Genomic DNA, 22,432 nt, shown 5'->3' with positions numbered 1-22,432 from the left:
ATGATTGAATCATTGCTGAATTATGTCGTTTGGGACCCTAATCCTGCAGTCTTTGCGGGTTTTGAGAGACTAAGATGGTACAGTCTTTTATTTGCCCTGGGATTTATTATTTCCCAGCAGTTTATGGTTCACTTTTTCAGAAAAGAAGGACATGATGAAACTCTGGTTGATAAGCTGACCATTTATATGGTTTTGGCAACAATCATTGGAGCCAGATTAGGTCACGTGTTGTTTTATGAGCCTGAGAAATATTTGAGCAACCCAATCGATATTTTGAAGGTTTGGGAAGGCGGACTTGCGAGTCATGGAGCGGCTATAGCTATTCTTTTTGCCCTATGGTTATATGCTAAAAGAACTCCAGGACAGAGTTATTTATGGGTTGTGGATAGAATTGTGATCGTCACAGCGATGACTGGAGCCTTGATTAGATTTGGTAATTTGATGAATTCAGAAATCGGCGGAAAAGATACCGGAAGTGATTTTGGGTTCGTTTACGCTTGGGAAGCGGAAGATATTCTCGCTACACTAAGAGTTCCTATTGAATCAATAGATGCTTACAAGCCAGAGGATAGACAATCCGAATTACAGAACAATGGAATTGTCCCTTTAAATATTGACTTGAAAATCGAGAAAGGAAGTTATTCAGTTGATGATTTGGAATCCACTTTACGTAGAGATATTAAGTATGCTTTGACTCAGTTTAATTCTTCCAGAGAATACTTAGCGGAACCAATTGAACCACCTTTGAATCTGACTTTGACTGATAAGGGAGATTTCTACCTTGCTACTGTAAAGACATTTGGCCGTACCAAATACCCTACGCAGATCTATGAATCCCTGTCTTATTTTGCCATTTTCTTGGTTTTGTTTGGCATTTGGAACAAGTATAAAGAAAGATTACCAGAGGGCATTTTATTAGGCTTATTCCTGATTTCAGTATTTGGAATGCGATTCATTTGGGAATATTTCAAAGCAGCTCAAGTAGACTTTGAAGAAACTATGGCATTAAACATGGGGCAGATTCTTAGTATTCCATTGGTTATCGCGGGTATCATTTTGGTGATCCGAGCTTTGAAAAATGGACTAAAGCCTGCAAAAAATTAAGGTACTGGATCATGGCCGTGACCTCCCCAAGGGTTACAGCTTGCTATCCGTTTGATTCCCAACCAGCCGCCTTTGAAAACTCCATGCTTCAATATTGCTTCTTTAGTATATTGACTACAAGTTGGTGTATAGCGGCAACTGGTAGGAAAAAGTGGAGAAATGGTGTATTGGTAGACCAAAACGGGAAATATGGCTATCTTTCGAATTAAAGTTTTCATTGGTATCATCGCCCCACTAATAATCTGTCAAATTAGTAACTAAAATTATTCAATCAGAATTCCACTTTGTCTTCCAAGATTAGAAATATTATTTATGTTGGTTTGCTCTTTTCAAGCATTTTTCTTGGGCTTGGAATCCCTAGGTCTACCGCACAGGTAGATACAGCTTTGCGTCCGGCGAATAAAGAAACACCTGAAAAAGTCAAGGTGAATAATATTTTCATCATCGGAAATGAGAAAACAAAGAAAAGCATAATTCTGAGAGAGCTGGATTTTACTACAGACTATTATTATGACTGGGAGACTTTTTTGGAAATCATCCAAGCAGACCAGAAGAAAATCTACAACCTCAGGTTATTTACCTCTGTTGAAATCACTCCTCTGATTACTGGTGATGAAGAAGTAGAAGTACTCATTACAGTGAAAGAGCGATGGTATATTCTACCATCTTTGATTTTTAACTTGGCAGATAGAAATTTCGCTGAGTGGTGGACAAATCAAGGCAGGGATTTCTCCAGAGTCAATTATGGACTTCGATTAAGTCATAATAACGTGGCTGGAAGAAATGAAAAATTAAAATTCGCCGGTCAACTTGGTTTTACTAAAGCATTGGACGTGCAGTACAGTAAACCTTACATTGACAAAAACCAAAAGCATGGTTTAGCTGCTCAGTTTACTTATTACAACAATAAAACGCTGGCGATAAAATCTGAAAACAATAAGCAAGTGTTCTATACAGCACCTAATGAGGAGGTTTTAAGAAAAAATTTGGCAGCTGCGATTCGCTATACCTACAGAAGGAGTTTTTATAATTTCCATTTTGTCACCTTAGGTTTTAACCACACCTGGATCAACCCCTTGGCTTTGGAGCAAAGTCCGAACTACTTCCAGCACGGTAGCAATACACTTAGATACTTGTTCTTGACATATAGCTTTCGCCACGACAGAAGAGACAACATTTCCTATGCCACAGATGGTGAACTCTTAGTCTTTACAGCTACTAAGTATGGCGTGTTTTTTACCGAGGAATTAGATGAGGTAGAGGTCAATTTGACTGCTAATAAGTATTTTAAACTTAGCGAAAAGTTTCACTTTAACACAGGTTTGACAGCCAATTGGTTTTTGAGTGCTTCGCAACCCTACACGTTAGTTAGGGGTATAGGCTACAGCCCTAATTTTATCCGTGGCTATGAATTGAATGTCATTGAGGGACAGCAGCTTTATGTTCATAAAAACAGCTTTAGATGGAAATTCTTTGACTATGCCTTCGATATTTCGAGAACTGTTCCATTGGATCAATTCAATACAATTCCAATCAGATTCTACCTCTCAGCAAACTTCGATCATGGATTTGTAAAAGACAGAAACAACATTCCTTCCAATGCCCGATTGGCAAACAAATACTTGATGGGTTATGGACTAGGTATTGACATGGTGAGTTTTTACGATTCGGTCCTGAGATTTGAATACTCATTCAACAATACGGGAAGTGGAAACTTCTTTTTCAACTTCAAGACTCCATTCTAACCTACTGATAGCTAAATAATTTGTCTCCACAAATAGTTTGAATGAAAAATTAGTTAACTTAATTATTCATTCAAATTTTTATTGAAATGTGGCGGCTAACTTTTTTATGCATCGCTTGCTTTTTTTATTTCCAGGCGAATTCACAAACTGATCCTTTGACCCAAGCCCATGGAGCAAGAAGCCAGGGAATGGGAAATCTTAAAGTCAATCTTCCAGATGCTTGGACTGTCTTCAATAATATTGGGGCATTGGACCGGATTTCTGCTTCAGAAATTGCCGTAGGCTATGATCAAAGATTTGGTCTAAATGAATTAAGTACGCTTGATTTAGCGGCATCTCTGAAAACAGAAAAGGGAAGCTTCGGTCTTGGCCTTTCAAGGTTCGGAGGAAAGCTATTTAACCAGCAAATGTTTGGAATTGGTTATTCCCAAAAACTCGGGATTTCCAGTTTTGGAGTGAAAGCAGATTGGTTTCAAACTCAAATTCAAGATTTTGGAACCGGAAATTCTTTCGTTTTCAGTCTAGGCGGCGTGGCAGATTTAGGGCCAAAAATCCAGATTGGTGGCTATTTCTCAAATATCAATCGAGCCAAAATAAGTAATAACTCCCAAGATCATTTACCTACTGCTATTAATCTAGGCCTAACCTATGTCCCTATTTCCACACTCAAAATCCATCTCGAAACTGAGAAGGATATCTTGATCAAACCTGTGGTAAAAGCCGGGTTAGAATACGGGATTCATGATTTGGTTTTGCTGCGAGCTGGAGTAAACAGCAATCCATCCAGGTTATTTTTTGGACTGGGTATTAGGCCTGGTAAGTTCCTTTTGGATTATGGAATGGGACAAAACACAGCTTTGGGAAGTACACATCACGTAAGTTTGGGATTCCAATGGGATTGAAATTAGGACGATCTTTCCTTCTTTTCTTCCTGATTTTTCAGGGCTTCCAGCTTTTTGCCCAAACTCCTCCCAAAGAAAGTATTGATCTTGAAAGTTTTGCTGAGAGGCTGTTTTCGGTTCAAGACGAAGATTTGGATTACGAATCCATTTATGAAGTTCTGTTTCAGCTAAATTCTAATCCGATTAACATCAATCAAGCAAATACAGAAGCGCTTCAGGCAACTTATCTACTTAGTCCGCTTCAGATATCTTCCCTACTCACTTATCGATCCGAATTTGGAGATTTACTTTCTCTCTATGAGCTGCAGGCAATTCCAAATTTTGATTTACAAACCATCCAGCAAATCTTACCTTTTATCACGCTGGGAACTTCTGGAAACCCCTCCAATAAGAGTTTAATCAATCGAATTTTGGAAGAAGAACAAGCTTATCTATTGGTTCGCCATAGAAGAGTTTGGGAGGAAAGAAGAGGATTTTCCGAACCAGACACTGCCAAAAACGGATCTCTTTCTACTCGGTACTTAGGCGATCCAAATGATCTTTATGTAAGATTTAGAATTCAGCATGCACGGGATTTTAGTTTAGGAATCACTCTGGATAAAGACGCTGGAGAGGAATTTACCTGGGACAATAAAACCAAACGATACGGATTCAATTTCTTTTCTTTTCATTTCACGAAGTTCCAATTCAGAAAATGGAAAGTGATTAGCCTAGGTGATTTTCAGGCACAATTCGGCCAGGGTTTGGTGTTCGGTGCCGGGTATTCCTTAGGGAAAGGAGCCGAAACCGTTCCAACGGTTCGCAAAAGTAGTGTGGGAATTTTACCTTATACAGCTGCATTGGAAGCTGGATTTTTCAGAGGAATTGGCGCCACATATCAAGCTGGCAAATGGCAAAGCTCCATCATCGCCTCCCATGCACCTAGAGATGGTAGATCCGAGTTGAATAGAGATACGCTATCCAATGAACTTGAAGTCATTTCTTCCTTGAGTCAAAGCGGACTCCATCGGACCCCAAGTGAGCTATCGACAAAAAACCAGTTTCGGGAGATGAATCTTGGGTCAAATATTCAATACGATTTCTCCAGAAAGCTTCAAGTTGGTAGCAATTTTCTCTTCACCAAATTTGATAATCCGTGGATAAAAAGCCCAACGATTTACAACCGCTTTGACTTTGCTGGAAAACAAAATTGGGTTGGCAGCCTATATTTCAATTTCAATTGGAAAAACTTCTTCTTATTTGGAGAGTCAGGTCTTTCTAAATCAAAAGGGGCAGGTTCCGTTTTTGGCTTTATCACGAGTCTTAGCAAGCAAGTTGATTTTTCTTTAGTTTGGAGAAAATATGACAGAAACTTCCACAGTTTTTATTCCAATGCCTTTTCCGAAGGTACAAACCCAATCAATGAGCAAGGATTGTATATGGGCATTCAAATAACCCCAACAAAGACTTGGAAAATCAATGCCTATTACGATGCTTTTAAATTTCCTTGGCTTCGTTACAGAGTTTATGCTCCATCCGATGGATCGGAATGGTTGACCCGAATAAGCTACCAGCCGTCCAAAACTTTACTCGCTTTTCTACAGGTAAGAACTGAAAAAAAAGACCGGAATTTTTCTGATTCGGGGGAAGCCCAACTCCCCTATCAGATTGGTACGATTTCCAAAACGAATACAATGATCAGTTTGGAATATCGCATCAACTCGCAGGTCTTTTTAAGATCCAGAATCTTGGGAAGTCAAGTTGATTTTGAAAACAAAAAAAGCAATGGTTTCATGATTTTGCAGGATGTCCAATATGGAAAAGAAAAATGGAGAATGACTGGAAGGGTTGCGATGTTTGATACAGACGATTACGATAATCGCCAATATGCATTTGAAAACAATGTACTCTGGACCTTCTCAGTTCCTGCATTTTCTGGTCAGGGCATGCGATATTACCTTTTGGGACAATACAGTTTCAACAGCCAGTTGACCGCTTATCTTAGATTCGCCAGAACAGTTTATACAGACCGTGAATCAATAAGTTCTGGGTTGCAAACAATAGAATCCAACCATCAAACTGAGACCACATTTTTACTTCGATACATGCTCCATCAGTAAATTTCCATCAATGGTACAATTTTCAGCCTGTTTTTTTGATAATTTGTCATCAAACCACTAAACCATGAAAAAAACAGTACTATCATTTCTCATTTTCACCTTTATTCTTCCTTTTGCAATTGCTCAAAATCTTGATCTGAGTAAGTTTTCAAAGGCTGAAGGATTCATTGATTTCTACCTGGATGAAGAAAAGGGTAAAATCTACTTAGAAGTAGAGGACCTGAATAAGGAATTTCTTTATGTAAGTTCTCTTACCGCTGGAGTTGGCTCCAACGATCTGGGTCTAGATCGCGGTCAATTAGGAGAAACAAGAATAGTTGAATTTAGAAGGACTGGAAACAAAGTCTTTTTGGTTCAAAAAAACTACGATTATAGAGCCTATTCTGATAATCCTGCAGAAGTTAAATCCATCAAAGATGCTTTTGCTGAATCCATTCTTTGGGGATTTGAAATCGCGCAAAAAGAAGGAGATAATTTCATTGTGGATGCCACCACTTTCTACCTTCAAGACACACATGGTGTAGGAAATAGATTGACTCAAGGAAGACAAGGAACTTTTAGAGCGGATGCCAGTAGATCTGGACTTTATTATCCGATGATTAAAAACTTCCCTAAAAACACAGAAGTGGAAGCTGTAATCACCCTTACTGGACAGGTAACTGGAAGAGAACTTCGATCAGTAACTCCCGGTTCAGATGCTGTGACAGTCCGTCAGAGACATTCCTTTATTGAGCTTCCTGATTTAGACTATCAGAAGAGAGAATTTGATCCAAGAGGCGGATATTTTTCAATCAGCTACATGGATTTCACCACTCCGATTACTGAGCCAATCGTAAAAAGATTTATTTCAAGACATAGACTCGAGAAAAAAGACCCTACTGCAGCAATGTCTGAGGCTGTCGAGCCAATCGTTTACTATTTGGATCGAGGAACACCAGAACCAGTTGCTTCTGCATTGATTGAAGGCGGAAATTATTGGAATCAGGCATTTGAAGCGGCTGGCTTCAAGGATGCTTTCCGGGTGGAACTTGCTCCTGAAGGAATGGACTTAATGGATGTTCGCTACAATGTGGTGCAATGGGTTCACAGATCCACTAGGGGTTGGTCTTATGGTAGCAGTGTCAGAGATCCAAGAACCGGTGAAATCCTAAAAGGACACGTTTCCTTGGGTTCATTGAGAGTTCGCCAGGATTACCTAATTGCTCAAGGCTTAATTCAACCTTATGAAAACGGCACTGAGCCAGATCCTAAAATGCTAAAATTGGCTTTGGACAGACTTCGTCAATTGTCAGCCCATGAAATCGGTCACACGATTGGTTTGGCTCATAGCTATGCCACTTCAGCAGAAAACAGATCTTCCGTAATGGACTATCCCTACCCTGTCATCACTCAAAATTCCAATGGAGATTTGGATCTCAGCAATGCTTATGATCAAAAAATTGGTGAATGGGACAAATGGGCAATCAAATACGGATATGGCGTTCCTCCAGCAGGAATGAGCGAAGCAGAATTTCTTGAAAAAACCCTTCAGGACACTTATGCAGCTGGCTATGAGTTTATCACAGACTCTGACTCTCGTGATCCAAGTGGAGCTCATCCTCGCTCCCACCTTTGGGATAATGGTGCTTCAGCAGCTTCTGAATTGAAAAGAATGCTGGATCTAAGAGCAAACAAACTTGAAAGCTTTGGATTGAATGCCATTCCTGCCGGTCAGCCTGAGGCTTTGTTAGAAGAAGTTTTGGTACCTCTTTATTTAATGCATCGTTACCAAGTAGAAGCCACTACCAAATTGGTTGGTGGCATGGATTATACATATAAAGTAAAAGGCGATAATCAGCCAAATCATTCTTGGGTTTCTACCAAAGATCAAATGGATGCATTAGATGCGCTTTTATTAACGATTTCTCCAGACCAATTGGAAGTGCCAAAACACATTCTTGCATTGATACCTCCAAGACCTTATGGGTATGGAAGAAATAGAGAAACATTTGTCTCTAGAACAGGTCCTGTTTTCGATCCAATTGCACCAGCTGAGACGGTCGTAGATTTGACTTTATCTTTCCTATTTGATGAAGCTAGAATGAACCGAGTTTACCTTCAAAATCTTCAAAACAGCGATTTGCCGGGATATGATGTGATTTTGAAAAAGGTGAGCGATAAGATTTTCAGTGCTTCTGTTCCTTCTGGTTTACAAACTGAAATCAAATTGATGACTGAAACCAAGATGGTGGATCATATGATTGCTTTGGCAAAAAACTCTGATGCTTCCAATTCTGTAAGAGCCATCACTAGAGCACAACTGGATGCTTTGGCAAACGGAAGTAAGAGCCTAGCTACTAGAAATTCAAGTGGTTTATTTTCCCAGCACTCGAAGTATCTAGCTGCCAAAATCAATGCATTTTTGGAATTACCTGAGGAACTAACTGTTCAGGAAACCCTGAAAGCTCCAGATGGATCGCCAATTGGATCCGACAGTATGTCCTGTGATTTTGATTATTAATCAGCAAATAAAATGACAAAAGAGCTTCCAAAATTGGAAGCTCTTTTTTTTAAGGACATGTTTTTATTAATAAGAACCAGTTTTAATCCAGTCTTAATATCAGGAACAATTGAAGTGTCAGAGCTTCGGGAATATTATTATATCTAGAAATTTTAGATCACTGTCAATCGAGCATAAGCCACTTTTGGTTAAGGTTATTTTGTAGAGTTCAAAAAAAATTTCTTTAGACGAAAAATATTCCGCATCCTGTCTGAATGTGGGAAATCTTTACTGAGCAAATCAGTAAATTGCAGATTGAAATGACAAAAACAGGACTTCTGGTGGAACCTTCCTGGACTCCTCTGGCTTAAGTATCCAAATCCCTTTTTGAATTATGACAAACCCATTATTGGCGAAATTTGCCACACCCTTTGATTCAGCACCTTTCACACTAATAAAAAATGAAGATTTCCTTCCTGCCATCAAAACCGCGATAGAGGAAGCTAAACTTGAAATAGAAGAAATTAAGAGCGTTGAAACTCCAAGTTTTGAAAACGTCATTGAGGCTCTGGACCGTTCTGGTAAGCATTTAGGAATTGTCAGTTCCATATTTTTCAATTTAAATGCTGCGGAAACTAATCCTGAGTTACAACAGCTCGCGAGGGAGATTTCTCCACTTTTGACTCAGCATTCCAATGATATTTTATTGGATCAGAAGCTTTTTCAAAAAGTAGCAAGCGTATATGAAAGCAAAGATGAATTGTCTTTGAACGCAGAGCAAAATACTTTACTTGACAAAACTTATAAATCGTTTGTCAGGAATGGGGCCAAATTGAATGAGACTGATGGAGAAATCCTTCGGAAAATAGATCAAGAGCTTGCACAGTTAAGTCTCAAATTCGGAGAAAACGTCCTGGAGGAAACAAACAAATTTGTTCATTTCGTTTCTGAAGAAGATGAAATTGACGGCCTACCTGAAGGTATTAAGGAAGCTGCAGCACAAATAGCTGAAGAAAAAGGACAAGCTGGAAAATGGGCTTTTACTTTGGATTACCCGAGCTATATACCAGCTATGACTTATGCTAAGAATAGAGAATTGCGAGAGACTTTATTCAAAGCCTATAACACCAAATGTGCAAAAGGTGATGCCTTGGATAATCAGGAAATCATCAAAAGCATTTTAACACTCAAAGAAAAAAGAGCCAAGCTTCTTGGCTATGAAACGCATGCAGCATTCATCCTTTCTGAAAGAATGGCGAAAAGCCCTGATGAGGTTATTTCTTTTCTAGAGTCCTTATTGGAAAAAGCCAGACCAAAGGCAAGTCAGGAATTGGAGGAATTAACGGCCTTTGCATCCAAATTGGATGGAATAACAAAACTGGAAAAATGGGATTTTGCTTATTATTCAGAGCTTTTGAAAAAGAAAAAATATGCCATCGATGATGAATTGCTTAGACCTTATTTTCAATTGGAAAAAGTCATCTCTGGGGTATTCCAAACAGCTCAAAAGCTATACGGTCTTGAGTTTACCCAAAATCGTGATATTCCAGTCTATCACCCAGATGTTTTAGCATATGAAGTAAAAGATAGAGCTGGCAATCATTTGGCTGTGTTTTATGCAGATTACTTCCCAAGACCTGGCAAAAGAAATGGGGCTTGGATGACTAGTTATAGAGGTCAAAGTGTCATTGATGGGGTTCAGAATAGACCGCATGTCTCTATAGTTTGCAATTTTACTAAGCCTACTAAGACCAAGCCTAGCTTGTTAACTTTTAATGAGGTGACAACTCTTTTTCATGAGTTTGGTCACGCGCTGCATGGTATGCTTGCAAATACAACCTATGAATCTCTATCAGGAACAAGTGTCTATTGGGATTTTGTTGAATTACCTTCTCAAATTTTTGAAAACTGGTGCTATGAAAAAGAATGCTTGGACTTATTTGCCGAGCACTTTGAGACCGGTGAAAAAATACCTGCGGATTTGATCGAAAAAATCAAAAAAGCAGCGAATTTTCAACAGGGATATCAAACTGTCAGACAAATCAGCTTTGGTCTTTTGGACATGGCCTACCACAGCCATAAAGCTGAAGAAATCGAGGATATCGCAGCTTTTGAAAAAGAAACAATGAAGCGGACAGACTTACTTCCCTCAGTTCCGGGGACTTTGATGTCCACCTCATTTTCTCATATTTTCCAAGGAGGTTATTCTGCTGGCTACTACAGCTACAAATGGGCTGAAGTTTTAGATGCTGATGCATTCGAGTTATTCTTGGAAAAAGGAGTTTTTGACCAAGAAACTGCCACTTCATTCCAAAAGAATATTTTAGCAGCGGGAGGAAGTGAACATCCTTCAATTCTTTACAAGAGATTTAGAGGAAGGGAACCAAAACAAGATGCTTTGTTGAAAAGATCAGGATTGATTTACACTTCTTGAAATCAAGATTACTAATTAATTGCTTAATCTTATTTATATTCAAAATCGAAAAAAGCAATAATCTATGATGGTTCCAAAGTCCCTCAACATGCCGCCCTATTTGAAAGCCTTATCGGTTTTGATATTTATTATCGTTTTGGTTTTCTTTTTGATCGTTGGTAAAAGTTTGCTGGTTCCATTGTTTATGGGTGGCTTTTTCGCTGTTCTTTTCACCCCTCTATGTAATTGGCTAGAAAAGAAAAAAGTCCCAAGAACGCTTGCCTGTGTTATTTCTTTATTGATCAACATTGCGGTTGTTGTTGGATTTTTATCTTTCATCATCACAACTGTTTCCAACTTTACCAAGGACTTTGACAATGTATCGGATAAGCTGAGTAATTATGCCAAGCAGATTGATGAATGGACATATACCAATTTTGGGATTGATGAGAATCTAGAAGAAAAAGCAAGCGACGATTTCCTTAAAACAGTACTACAGGAAAATGGTGCAAACATTACAGGTTTCGCCTTAAGAACTGTTGGTTCTCTTTCCGGCTCCGTTTTGATACCGGTCTTTATGTTTTTCTTCCTGTTATACAGAGATCATCTCACGGAAGTGATGATCAGAATCTATCGTGACAAAGATCCACAACTGGTCAGAATGCGGATTACAAGCTTGAGAAAATTACTTCAGAATTACATTATTGGAGTTGTGAAGGTGATGGGTATTTTGGCAATTTTAAACATCACTGCTTTTACAGCATTAGGAATTAAGCATGCCATATTCTTTGGATTGATTGCTGCGTTTTTAAATATTATACCTTATGTAGGTCCATTGATTGGTGCTATGATGCCAATGGTATATGCGTTCCTAACAAAAGACAGCCTTTTTTATCCACTTGCCGTATTGGCATCTTATCAGCTTATTCAATTAATAGAAGGGAATTTCCTTACTCCAAAAATTGTCGGCGGAAACGTAAACCTCAATCCTTTTATCACCTTTTTGGGACTTTTAGTAGGTGGATCCATCTGGGGAATAGCAGGGATGGTTTTGATTATTCCTACCTTAGCAATTCTTAGAGAAATATTTGAATTAAGTGACCAGACAAGTCCATTTGCCTTGTTATTGGGAGAAGAAAAAGAACATGAAAAACGTAAAGAAGAGGAACCAGATAGCGATTAACCTATTTGTCATTTTTGTTCTGATTTCTACAGTATCCTGCGACACAGATGAAGATAAAAAGGGTCGTTTCCTTCTTAAAGGAAATGAAAAAATGGAAGAAAACGACCCTAAATCTGCCATTAATTTCTATGAGGAGGCCCTTTCAATCGACAGTAATTACTTCGATGCTTATTACAATAAAGCAATGGCCCATCTTAAGATCAATCAGTTTGATGAAGCAATTCATGCTCTAAGTGACGCCATTCAAGTAAACAATCAAAGTTTTGAAAGTTATTTCCAAAGAGGGCTGACCTATTTGGATAATGGGGAATTTTACAAAGCACGGGAGGATGCAGAAATGCTACTTCAGTTGAAAAGCGATAGCTGGCAAGGCTATTTTCTTTCTGGTCTGGTAGAGGAAAAACTAAAAAACTACCCACAAGCATTAGCTGCATTTGAAAAGGCAGTTGAACTTGATCCTGAAAACTCAGATCTTTTGGTAAACCAGGCTACTTTGCTTTATTACCTCAAAAAACCTGAAGAGGCTTTACAAATTTTGGAAACTGCAGAAACTGTAAATCCATCTGAAGCCAACCTTCACAATTTAAGATCTATGATTTACTTTGATCAGGGAGATTATAATAAAGCTATAGAAGCAGTTGATAAAGCGATTTTGCTGAATAAGAGCCAAGCTTATTACTACAATAACAAAGGGTTATACTTACTTTATACAGGTGAATTAGAGGAAGGATTGGAGCTAATCAACCAAAGTATTAAAATGGATGAAAACAATCCATATGCCTTGAGAAACAAAGGAATTTATTACTTTTTGAAAGGAGATAAAGTGACTGCTTTGCAGTTTCTGGAAGAAGTCAGTCAAAAATTTCCTGAAATGGAATTAGTCGAAGAGTATCTTCAAAAAGCTCAGGCGCTGTAATTTTCTCCTGAGACAACCTCTTTTATTTTCTTCAAAAGCTCAGCTGCATCAATAGGTTTTGCTACAAAACCATCAAAGCCACATTCGTCGATTCTCTCCATTATCTCAAGTTTTGCAGCAGCAGTCAAAGCAATAACGGGAGATTTAGAAAATGACTTTATGGCAACAGTGGCGTCAAAACCATCCATTACCGGCATTTGAATATCCATCAAGATACAATCGTAGTGGTTTGATTTTACCGCTTCCACGGCTTCTTGCCCATTCATGACCCGGTCAAAAGTGTATCCCCACTTTTTGATAATCTTTCCTAAAACCAAAGCATTAACATCGTTATCCTCAGCCATCAATAATTTTAGGGTAGCAGGTTCAAATACTTTCGATTTTTCAGGCGTGATTGAGATCGGCTGCTCCTCTGCCAAATCAAATTCTAGGTTGAAATAAAATCTACTTCCTTTTCCTTCTTCAGACTCCAATTGAATTGCTCCGCCCATCAAAGAAAGTAGTTTCTTCGTAATGGATAACCCTAATCCTGTACCTCCATATTTGGTACTAAAAGTCGGTTTCACTTGATCAAAATCGTTGAAAATCTTCTCTTGATTTTCTTTGGCTATTCCAATTCCCGAATCTTTTACTTCAAAATAAACTTTAGCCTTTTCACCTTTTCGGTCTATCAATTTTACCGTCACATCCACATTGCCCTCATTCGTGAATTTCAGGGCATTTGTGATTAGGTTGTTCAAAATTTGAGAAAGTCTTGTCTTATCCCCTTTCAACCAAATATCAAGACCTTCCGAAATATGCAAGTTTAAATTGTTTTTGCTATCTCTCGCATGGAATGATAATCCTTTGATGATTTGATTTACTAATCCTTGGAAATTAAAAGGAGCTTTTTCTATGGTAAGTTTTCCAGCTTCAATTTTTTGGAAATCCAATAGATCATTGATCATTATGATCAAATTGTCCACTGCAAAATTGATTGTATTTAGAGCCGTCTTTTGAGAATCATTAGGCTGCTCTTGTAGCAAAGAATAAACGGAACCTGATATTGCATTGAGAGGAGTTCTCAATTCATGACTGATCATAGATAGGAAATCAGACTTAATCTGGCTGGCTTTCTCGGCAGTTTTTCTAGCCTCATCTAGTTTAGCCTCAAACTCTTTCTGATTACTGATGTCGGTCAGATAGCCATACCAAACCATATCTCCATTTGGCAAAAGTTGAGGTCTAGCGGCACCCAAAACCCATCTGAAATTATTTTCATCATCGGTCTTGACTCTAAATTGACATTGCCAAGGTTCTTGTTTCCTTGCGGAAGCAACCGAACTCATAATCACTTGAGGCAAATCCATTGGATGAACTCGAGTGATTGCAGCAGAAATATCTGTGAACTGATCAAGTTCCTCATTCTTCAAACCAAGAACAGTACTGATTCCTTTTGATAAGAAAGAAAACTTCATTTTTCCTTCTACATCCAAGACCATCTGATACAGACCACCAGGTACCTGCTCAGTTAAATTCATCAAGAAATCACTGCTCTCTTCAATGGTTTTTTCAAGCGTGACTTTTTCAGTAATGTTTCTAAAAACTAAACTGATGTATTTTTCTGAAGCTATTGAAATCGATTTGGAAGAAACTTCCAAAGTCAACTGTTTTCCTTGAGCACTAATCAAAAGCGATGAAAATCTCTGAATATGAGCATCTGAATCATCAAATTGGATCCAGTCTTTCCATAAATCAGAATTATCAAATAAAACCCCTAATTCGCTCAAGTGATTTACTTTTTCTTGCTCAAGCCCAAACAGATTTTTTGCTTCCTCATTTACCTGAAAAATCTTACCGTCAGAATAAACAATGATTCCAGGTTCAGGAGAGTTTTGGAACAGGCCTTCCAAAAGGCTAATCTTGTTTGTTTTCTCTTGGATCACATATTCATCCCAAATTACACCGGAAAATTTATGATCTCCAGAAGCAATTCCTTTCACTTTTAACCACTGCTCCTTTTCTTCTTTTAGCTGGATGCTAAAATCAAATTCTTCCTTTTCAGCAGCTACTAGTTCAAAAGACTCAAGCCATTTAGTAACAAATTCCTTGTTCGAGTTTTCAATTGGATTTTTGGAAAGATCCAAAATTGCAGGACATTCCAAAAGCTGAGTAGAGACTGGACTAAAGGTCAAAATGGAACTTTGTCGGTTAAAATTCCATGTTCCGGTTTTTACCTCAGCAGGTGTCTCTAAGGCTAGAAGCTCAACTCTTTCCTGAATTTCTGTAGACTTTACCTTTTCAGTTATATCCCGCGCTATAATAAAAAATCTGTCCGGCGTGAACTGGACAGAACATTCTAAATTCTTAAATTCTCCCTGCTTCGTCTTGAGTCTTGTTTGGAAAAAGGCATTAGTATCCTGATCAGCATTGTTCTTCCAAATATTCCGAACTCTTTCAATATCGTCCGGATGAATAAAGTTACACAGATTAGTATTCAGTAACTCCTCCACTTCATAGCCTAAAACAGGAAGTACTGTTCCATTCAAATAGGTCAAGTAGTCGTGCTGTCCAATGGCTATTACATCGAGACCTGATTTGAAAAACTGCTGAGATTCCTTTTTACTTGGTAATCCATGTGTTCTAACCTCTTTCCCTTTATAAAACAGAAAATAATTAGAACCATTTTCATGGGGAAGTTCGAGCCTAAAGCTATAATCTTTCCCATCATGGGTTAAGATTAACTCTTCTTTGAAAATATATGCATTGATATCCAGCCCAAGACCTGCTAAGGTTTTTTCCTGCAAGTCTTGTCCAATTTGATTCTCAAAAGAATCATTGGCATAAAATATACTATATGGAAAAGTATCATCAGCAAGGAAGACCATTTCCGAGGATTCGTAAATGATCTTTTTAAAGGTGCTATTAATACCTCTTTCCTGCATTCGAATTAGTTATTATTTAAGGGCGTTTGTTTTCTTATTTCAGAAAAATCATAATTAGATATCTCTGTCGTAAACATACATCAATTTGTATTTCATAACAAATATTATGATTTATAAATACATTTTTTTGCATAAAAAATTTTCAATCGACACAATTGAAATGAAAAATTCGGGATAAACGGGGGATTTTTGATTTGAAGCAATTCACTTCCGATAGACTTAATTTCTTCGGTAAAAAAATCATAAAAAAAACCGCAACATTTAAATGCTGCGGTTTCACTAGAATCTATACTATTAAGCCTTAGCTTTTTCCTTAATCAAGTTCAAAGCAGAACCTGCTCTAAACCAATCGATTTGAGCTTCATTATAAGTATGGTTTGCTATGATAGTATCCTTAGAACCATCCGCATGAACAAACTCTAACGTGAGTGGTTTCTCAGGAGCAAACTGATCCAAATCAAGGAAGTTGATCGTGTCATCTTCTTGGATTTTATCGTAGTCGGCTTCATTTGCAAAAGTCAAAGCTAGCATACCTTGCTTCTTCAAGTTCGTTTCATGAATACGAGCAAATGACTTAACCAAAACAGCTTTGACACCTAAATGTCTTGGCTCCATAGCAGCATGCTCTCTAGAAGAACCTTCACCATAGTTTTGGTCACCCACTACGATCGTTGGTACTCCAGCAGCTTTGTAAGCTCTTTGAGTAGCAGGAACTGGACCGTATTCACCAGTCAATTGACTCTTAACCGAGTTAGTCGCTTGATTATATGCGTTAACAGCTCCGATCAGACAGTTGTCAGAGATATTATCCAAATGTCCTCTGAATCTCAACCAAGGACCTGCCATCGAAATGTGGTCAGTTGTACACTTACCAAATGCTTTGATTAAAAGCTTGGCTCCAGTGATATTTTTTCCATCCCAAGGAGCAAAAGGATCTAATAATTGAAGACGGTTAGAATCAGGGTTTACAACTACTTGAACTCCACTTCCATCTTCAGCAGGAGCTTGATAGCCATTATCCTCAACAGCAAATCCTTTTTCTGGAAGTTCATCTCCAACCGGTGGATCTAACTTCACTTCTACCCCATCAGCATTTACCAAAGTATCCGTGATTGGGTTAAAGCCTAAATCACCTGAAATTGCAATTGCTGCAACCATTTCGGGAGAAGTTACAAAGGCATGCGTGTTTGGATTACCATCAGCTCTTTTAGAGAAGTTTCTATTGAAAGAGTGAACGATGGTGTTTTTTTCTTGCTTGTTGGCTCCTGCCCTTGCCCACTGACCGATACAAGGTCCACAAGCATTGGTAAAGATTGTTGCATCTAGATCTTCGAAAATCTTCAATAAACCATCTCTATCTGCAGTATATCGAACTTGCTCAGAACCTGGGTTGATTCCAAACTCAGCTTTAGTCTTCAATTTTTTATCAACAGCCTGCTGAGCAATAGAAGCCGCTCTTGACAAATCCTCATAAGAAGAGTTGGTACAAGAACCGATCAATCCCCACTCAACTTTAGTCGGCCAGCCATTCTTTTCTGCTTCCGCTCTAATTTGAGAAACTGGAGTTGCTCTATCTGGAGTGAATGGACCATTCACGTGAGGCTCCAACGTAGAAAGATCAATTTCAATTACTTGATCAAAGTATTTCTCAGGATTTGAGTAAACTTCAGGATCACCAGTCAAATGCTCCTTAACACCGTTTGCCAATTCAGCAACATCTGCACGGTCAGTAGCTTTTAGGTAACGCTCCATTGCTTCGTCATAACCGAAAGTTGAGGTTGTCGCTCCAATTTCAGCACCCATGTTACAGATCGTTCCTTTTCCGGTAGCAGAAAGAGAAATAGCTCCGTCACCAAAATATTCAACGATACATCCAGTACCACCTTTTACTGTTAGGATACCAGCAACTTTCAAGATGACATCTTTCGCAGACGTCCATCCATTCATTCTGCCAGTCAATTTCACACCAATCAACTTAGGAAATTTCAATTCCCAAGCCATTCCTGCCATCACATCCACTGCATCAGCACCACCAACACCAATCGCCACCATACCCAAACCTCCGGCATTTACAGTGTGAGAATCAGTACCAATCATCATTCCACCTGGGAACGCATAGTTTTCTAAAACTACTTGGTGAATGATACCTGCGCCTGGCTTCCAAAATCCGATTCCATATTTATTAGAAACTGACTCCAAAAAGTTAAATACCTCACCGCTGGCGGTAAGAGAGCTCTTCAAATCATCCTTTGCTCCATTTTGAGCCAAAATCAAGTGATCGCAATGCGCAGTGGAAGGAACAGCTACTTTGTCTTTTCCAGCTTGCATAAACTGCAAAAGAGCCATTTGAGCGGTAGCATCTTGCATGGCAACTCTATCAGGAGCAAAATCCACGTAAGATTTCCCTCTTTCAAAGCTTTCCGTTGCATCTCCTTCCCAAAGGTGAGCGTAAAGTATTTTCTCTGCTAAAGTAAGTGGTTTACCCACCACCTTCCTGGCAGCTGCGATACGCTCAGGATATTTCGCATATACTGCCTTGATCATTTCTATATCAAATGCCATTTGTAAAGGTATTTTATGTTGTATAAAAGGTTCTTTATAACCGAAGGCAAATATAGAAATATAGCCCAATAATACGTAGCCGCATACAATCTGTAAATCAGCGTTTATCCTAATTTAAAACCATTATAAACCTGAGACTGTCGTCAAAAGCATTTTTATTGATCAAAAAACAAAAAAACCAGATCTTCTTCTGTTAATTATTTTAGAGAAACCCAGATTTTACCAACTGTGGCAACAAAGTTTTTTTAGTTGTAAATAATGCTTTATTATTATCCTGAAATCACCAAAACAGAGTCTAAATTTTAAATCTCTGAAACACCCTGTCCTGTGGAATTTATACTAAATCCATATTCTGTAGCCCTGCTTGTTTCTGGAACCTTAGTTGCATTACTTTCTGCATTCATAGCTATTAGACTAGGAGATTCCACACGATGGATTGCATTGACAATGCTAGCGGTGGCGATTTGGGGATTTTTTTACGGCCTTGAGCTTTCATCTACTACTAAAGAGCGAATGCTCTTTTACATCAATTTTGAATATTTAGGGATCCTGACTACACCTCCTTTTTGGATGTTATTTTGTATGTATTACACAGGATTCCGACCAAGAAATAAAAAGCTTCTTTTTACTCTGATTTTTGCAATACCCATTATTTCATACATCCTGGTTCTTACCAATGATTTTCATCAGTTGCATTATGCAGCTACCTCTGTAAGTAATTCAGGACCTTTCCCTGTCCTTGAAATTACAATTGGACCTTGGTATTTGGTAAATGTGGTTTACTCCTACCTAACTTTTGTTATTGGAATGGTAATTTTATGGAGAAGGTTTAGGTTTGCAGATCCTTTGTATAAAACCCAAACCCGGTTGATTTTTGTCGCTGGCCTAATTCCGATTTTATTTAATATTTTCTATCAAAGCGGGCTGATTAGACCCTATGCAAATATTGATCTGACTCCTTATGCCTTCCTTCTCACATACCTAATTATTGCATTTGCAATCCTGAAATTCAATCTATTTAGCATCAAACCAGTTGCTCTTGGTAAAGTAATGGAAGCTTTGACTAAAGGAGTTTTGGTGGTGGATGCTAAAAAAATCATTGTTGATTTCAATCCTGCACTACTACGATTTTTCAAAAATCCTGATAAAGTAAAAACTGGTGGTTTTGCACTCGAGCTTTTTTCTTCCCATCCTCCCATTCAAAAACTACTTAAAGAAGGAGAAAAAAAACTGATAGAGTTTTCAGCAGAATTTGGAGAGGAAAAAAGATTTTATAGAGTTGAATCCATCCCGCTATTGGAGAAAGGCTCCTCTCTAAGTGGAACAATATTGCTTTTTGAAAATATTACTGAGGAAATCAATACAAAGGAAACTTTACAAAAACAAAAGGAAGAACTTCAGCAACTTAATGATCTGAAAGACAAATACTTTAGCATCATCTCTCATGATCTAAAAGGTCCTATTTTCGGCGTTAAAGAATTAATTCACTTGACTCAAAGTGGCTTGGTGACGCAAGAAGAATTCATGGAAATGATGCCTGAAATTTCCAAAAACATGGAAAACGTGGCAATTCTCATGGAAAACCTTCTTGCTTGGACAAGTTCCCAATTGAGAGGCGAGTACATCCAGCTACATTCCTTTGATGTTTGCAAAGTCTTGGTGCAACAAAAAAATCTGCTCGAAAGAATAGCGATCGAAAAAGGAATCAGGATAGAAATGGTAGAACTAGAAGAAATTTTTGTCTATGCCGATCGAAATATGATTGAATTGGTAGTTAGAAATTTGATTAATAATGCAATCAAATTTTCAGATATCAACAGCACCATAAAATTAACAGCGCATTATGAGGCTAATCAAGTCAAAATCTGTGTTAAGGATTCAGGTGTTGGAATCTCGGAAGAGAATCTTTTGAAGCTCAATCAAGGGATATCCTTCACTACAAAAGGCCAAAGCAATGAGAGTGGAACAGGTCTCGGCTTAATTTTGGTCAGAGAATATGTGCAGAAAAATAATGGAAAACTTGAAATCCAATCTGAATTAGGAAAAGGGACAAAATTCTGTATTTACCTACCCAAGTCGGAGGATGAAAGTTCTGTAAAAGCCTAGTTTAAACTGATCAAAAAAGCCAAGGTATCTACTTGATCAGCATAATCCCATAATTCAGGATATTGCGCATTTCCAAATGTAACTGCACCTTCCCAGTATTCCGGATTAGCTACCACACATTGAATTTTGTCTGAAATGGCATCCAATTTCTGCTTTAAAGCATCTTTATCAGAATAAAACTCAAAATAAAGAACTGAAATAGGTGACACTAATTCATCGGACTCTTTCAAAAGGAGAAATCCATTATCCAGATGCTTTTCATTGTTGACTAAATAGATGGATTTATTGTAGTCATAATTGTTGTGGTATTTGTGATGATTTGAGACTTTAGAATAAACCTCAAATGCATCCAATATCTGAGTCAGCTGTTCCTCTGATTTCACAAAAACCTTAGAAACGTTTCTGCAACCCAAACCAAAATATTGGAATACATCTTTTCCAAACTCAGCCAACTCATCGCTAGTTTCCTCACCTGATAAAATTGCAATTGAAGTTCTATTCTGTCTAATTACACTAGGATATTTACCAAAATAGTAATTGAAATACCTCGCTGAATTATCACTTCCAGTGGCGATATAGGCATCTTTCTCCTTTAGCATTTCCTCAACAGAAATCAGCTCATTGAATGCTGGCTCGATAGTTTTCAGTTCTGAAATCAACCAATTCATCAAAATTGAATCTGATGAACTTAGCTTTACACAAGCCTTGTTTCCTGAAATCAAAACTGTTAAAAGATCATGAAAACCTACCGCAGGAATATTGCCTGCCATAAGAATTCCAACTGATTTAGGTCTTATGTTTTCTGGGATCCGATAAGTAGCCAGCCATTTTTCTAGATTCTCAGGTAATAAAAAATGACTGATTCCTGCCAAAGCAGAACTTACAGAATCTTGCGTAAACCAGTTATTTCCATTTTGAGCTCTCCAAAAAAGCTCCTCTTGGGTTTCTTCATCCATTTGCTGGATATTTTTTCCTAGTTGGACAAAAGCGGCAATTCTTTGATTCAGGTTCATAGACAAATTTTGGAGCTGCAAATTTATCGATTTTGAGCCGAAGGAGCAGGAAAGAATAAATTTTAATTCCCACACTCATCATTTTTTTATTGTCTCTTCTCTTCAAGCTTGTTACTTTTGGATTTAAATAATTGAGTTATGGCAATAATGATTACCGACGAATGCATCAACTGTGGTGCATGTGAGCCTGAATGTCCAAACACTGCAATCTATGAAGGCGGAGTAGAATGGACATGGGGAGGCGGTACGACATTGAAGGAAGTTACCCTTGAAGATGGTACCGTATTAGATGCAAACGAAAAGCAGGAACCTGTTTCTGATGAGTTTTATTACATCGTCACTGCAAAATGTACGGAGTGTAATGGATTTCATGAGGAACCACAGTGTGCAGCTGTTTGTCCTGTTGATTGCTGTGTAGATGATCCTGACCATCAGGAGACTGAAGAGGAATTATTGGCTAAAAAAGCCATGATGCATGGAGAATAAACTTTTTACAAGCTTTTCATCCAATGAAATTCACCCCTGAATTTTAACATCTTACGTATAAAATTTGACTTTTGGTTGAAAAAAAGTACTACCAAGCTTTGATTTCTAGCTACTAATTGTCTTATCTTAGGTCGTATTTATCTTTATTAAAATCATTAACAAGAAGAACTGTGGAAGATCAAAGAGGTTACGACAGGGAAGAAATCTTTTCGAAAAAAGTGAAGGCAGGAAAGAGAACCTACTTTTTCGATATTAAATCGACCCGTGCTAACGATTATTATTTAACCATCACGGAAAGTAAAAGAAGAGTCAATGGAGATTCTTTTTCCTACGAAAAACATAAGATTTTCCTTTACAAGGAAGACTTTTTCAAATTTGTAGAAGCATTGAATGAAACAGTAGATCATGTGAAGAATGAATTGCTTCCAGACGTAGACTTTGACCAATTCGAGAGAGAAGAAGAAGAATCATCCAATGAGTTGAAATGGGAATAGTTTCTG

The 22,432-nt window shown here is 38.1% G+C and carries 15 protein-coding genes; 11 read left to right on the top strand and 4 right to left on the bottom strand.

The features are described 5' to 3' along the window. Positions 1–1,104: a prolipoprotein diacylglyceryl transferase gene (locus J0A69_RS10115; protein WP_206586436.1), complete on the top strand. Its 1,104-nt coding sequence runs from the start codon at positions 1–3 to the stop codon at positions 1,102–1,104. Here the strand turns inward: J0A69_RS10115 and yidD are convergent. Further along, a complete protein-coding gene (yidD, locus tag J0A69_RS10110; protein ID WP_206586435.1) occupies positions 1,101–1,322 on the bottom strand; it encodes a membrane protein insertion efficiency factor YidD in 222 nt (73 codons plus the stop codon). The genes J0A69_RS10115 and yidD overlap by 4 nt on opposite strands. Before the next feature lie 66 nt (positions 1,323–1,388). Between yidD and J0A69_RS10105 the strand changes: the two genes are divergently transcribed. The 7 genes from J0A69_RS10105 (at position 1,389) to J0A69_RS10075 (ending at position 12,841) form a co-directional block, all read left to right on the top strand. Further along, positions 1,389–2,849 (top strand): POTRA domain-containing protein, encoded by a 1,461-nt coding sequence (locus J0A69_RS10105; RefSeq protein ID WP_236032787.1) that lies wholly within the window; start codon positions 1,389–1,391, stop codon positions 2,847–2,849. 86 nt (positions 2,850–2,935) lie between these two features. After that, on the top strand, positions 2,936–3,751 hold the full coding sequence (locus tag J0A69_RS10100) for a PorV/PorQ family protein (protein WP_206586434.1): 816 nt from the start codon (positions 2,936–2,938) through the stop codon (positions 3,749–3,751). Beyond that, positions 3,742–5,850, top strand: a complete 2,109-nt coding sequence (locus J0A69_RS10095; RefSeq protein ID WP_206586433.1) for a ComEA family DNA-binding protein — start codon at positions 3,742–3,744, stop codon at positions 5,848–5,850. The genes J0A69_RS10100 and J0A69_RS10095 overlap by 10 nt, the downstream gene beginning before the upstream one ends. Before the next feature lie 64 nt (positions 5,851–5,914). Next, entirely contained in the window at positions 5,915–8,350 is a 2,436-nt protein-coding gene (locus J0A69_RS10090; protein ID WP_206586432.1) for a zinc-dependent metalloprotease, read from the top strand. 373 nt (positions 8,351–8,723) lie between these two features. Next, positions 8,724–10,763: a M3 family metallopeptidase gene (locus tag J0A69_RS10085; protein WP_206586431.1), complete on the top strand. Its 2,040-nt coding sequence runs from the start codon at positions 8,724–8,726 to the stop codon at positions 10,761–10,763. Positions 10,764–10,827: 64 nt separating this feature from the next. Beyond that, a complete protein-coding gene (locus tag J0A69_RS10080; protein ID WP_317194863.1) occupies positions 10,828–11,925 on the top strand; it encodes an AI-2E family transporter in 1,098 nt (365 codons plus the stop codon). Further along, complete coding sequence (locus J0A69_RS10075; protein ID WP_206586430.1) at positions 11,888–12,841, top strand: tetratricopeptide repeat protein; 954 nt, start codon at positions 11,888–11,890, stop codon at positions 12,839–12,841. The genes J0A69_RS10080 and J0A69_RS10075 overlap by 38 nt, the downstream gene beginning before the upstream one ends. On the opposite strand, the gene J0A69_RS10070 is transcribed toward J0A69_RS10075, so the two are convergent. Then, positions 12,829–15,765 carry an ATP-binding protein gene (locus tag J0A69_RS10070; protein WP_206586429.1) on the bottom strand — a complete coding sequence of 979 codons (2,937 nt, stop codon included), beginning with the start codon at positions 15,763–15,765 and terminating at the stop codon, positions 12,829–12,831. The two genes, J0A69_RS10075 and J0A69_RS10070, sit on opposite strands and share 13 nt — an antisense overlap. 294 nt (positions 15,766–16,059) lie before the next feature. Further along, complete coding sequence (locus tag J0A69_RS10065) at positions 16,060–18,327, bottom strand: aconitate hydratase (RefSeq protein WP_206586428.1); 2,268 nt, start codon at positions 18,325–18,327, stop codon at positions 16,060–16,062. 327 nt (positions 18,328–18,654) lie between these two features. Between J0A69_RS10065 and J0A69_RS10060 the strand changes: the two genes are divergently transcribed. After that, the gene (locus J0A69_RS10060) at positions 18,655–20,433 is read left to right on the top strand and encodes a sensor histidine kinase (protein ID WP_206586427.1); all 1,779 of its coding nucleotides are present in this window, start codon (positions 18,655–18,657) and stop codon (positions 20,431–20,433) included. Here the strand turns inward: J0A69_RS10060 and J0A69_RS10055 are convergent. After that, the gene (locus J0A69_RS10055) at positions 20,430–21,446 is read right to left on the bottom strand and encodes an acyl-CoA reductase (RefSeq protein ID WP_206586426.1); all 1,017 of its coding nucleotides are present in this window, start codon (positions 21,444–21,446) and stop codon (positions 20,430–20,432) included. The two genes, J0A69_RS10060 and J0A69_RS10055, sit on opposite strands and share 4 nt — an antisense overlap. A gap of 138 nt (positions 21,447–21,584) precedes the next feature. On the opposite strand from J0A69_RS10055, the gene J0A69_RS10050 reads away from it, so the two are divergent. Together J0A69_RS10050 and J0A69_RS10045 are read left to right on the top strand one after the other, a co-directional pair. Beyond that, positions 21,585–21,932: a 4Fe-4S binding protein gene (locus tag J0A69_RS10050; RefSeq protein ID WP_206586425.1), complete on the top strand. Its 348-nt coding sequence runs from the start codon at positions 21,585–21,587 to the stop codon at positions 21,930–21,932. Between the two features lie 170 nt (positions 21,933–22,102). After that, on the top strand, positions 22,103–22,426 hold the full coding sequence (locus tag J0A69_RS10045; RefSeq protein WP_206586424.1) for a DUF3276 family protein: 324 nt from the start codon (positions 22,103–22,105) through the stop codon (positions 22,424–22,426). Positions 22,427–22,432: the final 6 nt, after the last annotated feature.

Source organism: Algoriphagus pacificus, assembly GCF_017254845.1.
Taxonomy (GTDB): domain Bacteria; phylum Bacteroidota; class Bacteroidia; order Cytophagales; family Cyclobacteriaceae; genus Algoriphagus; species Algoriphagus pacificus.
This window is presented reverse-complemented; position numbering and strand designations above follow the sequence as displayed.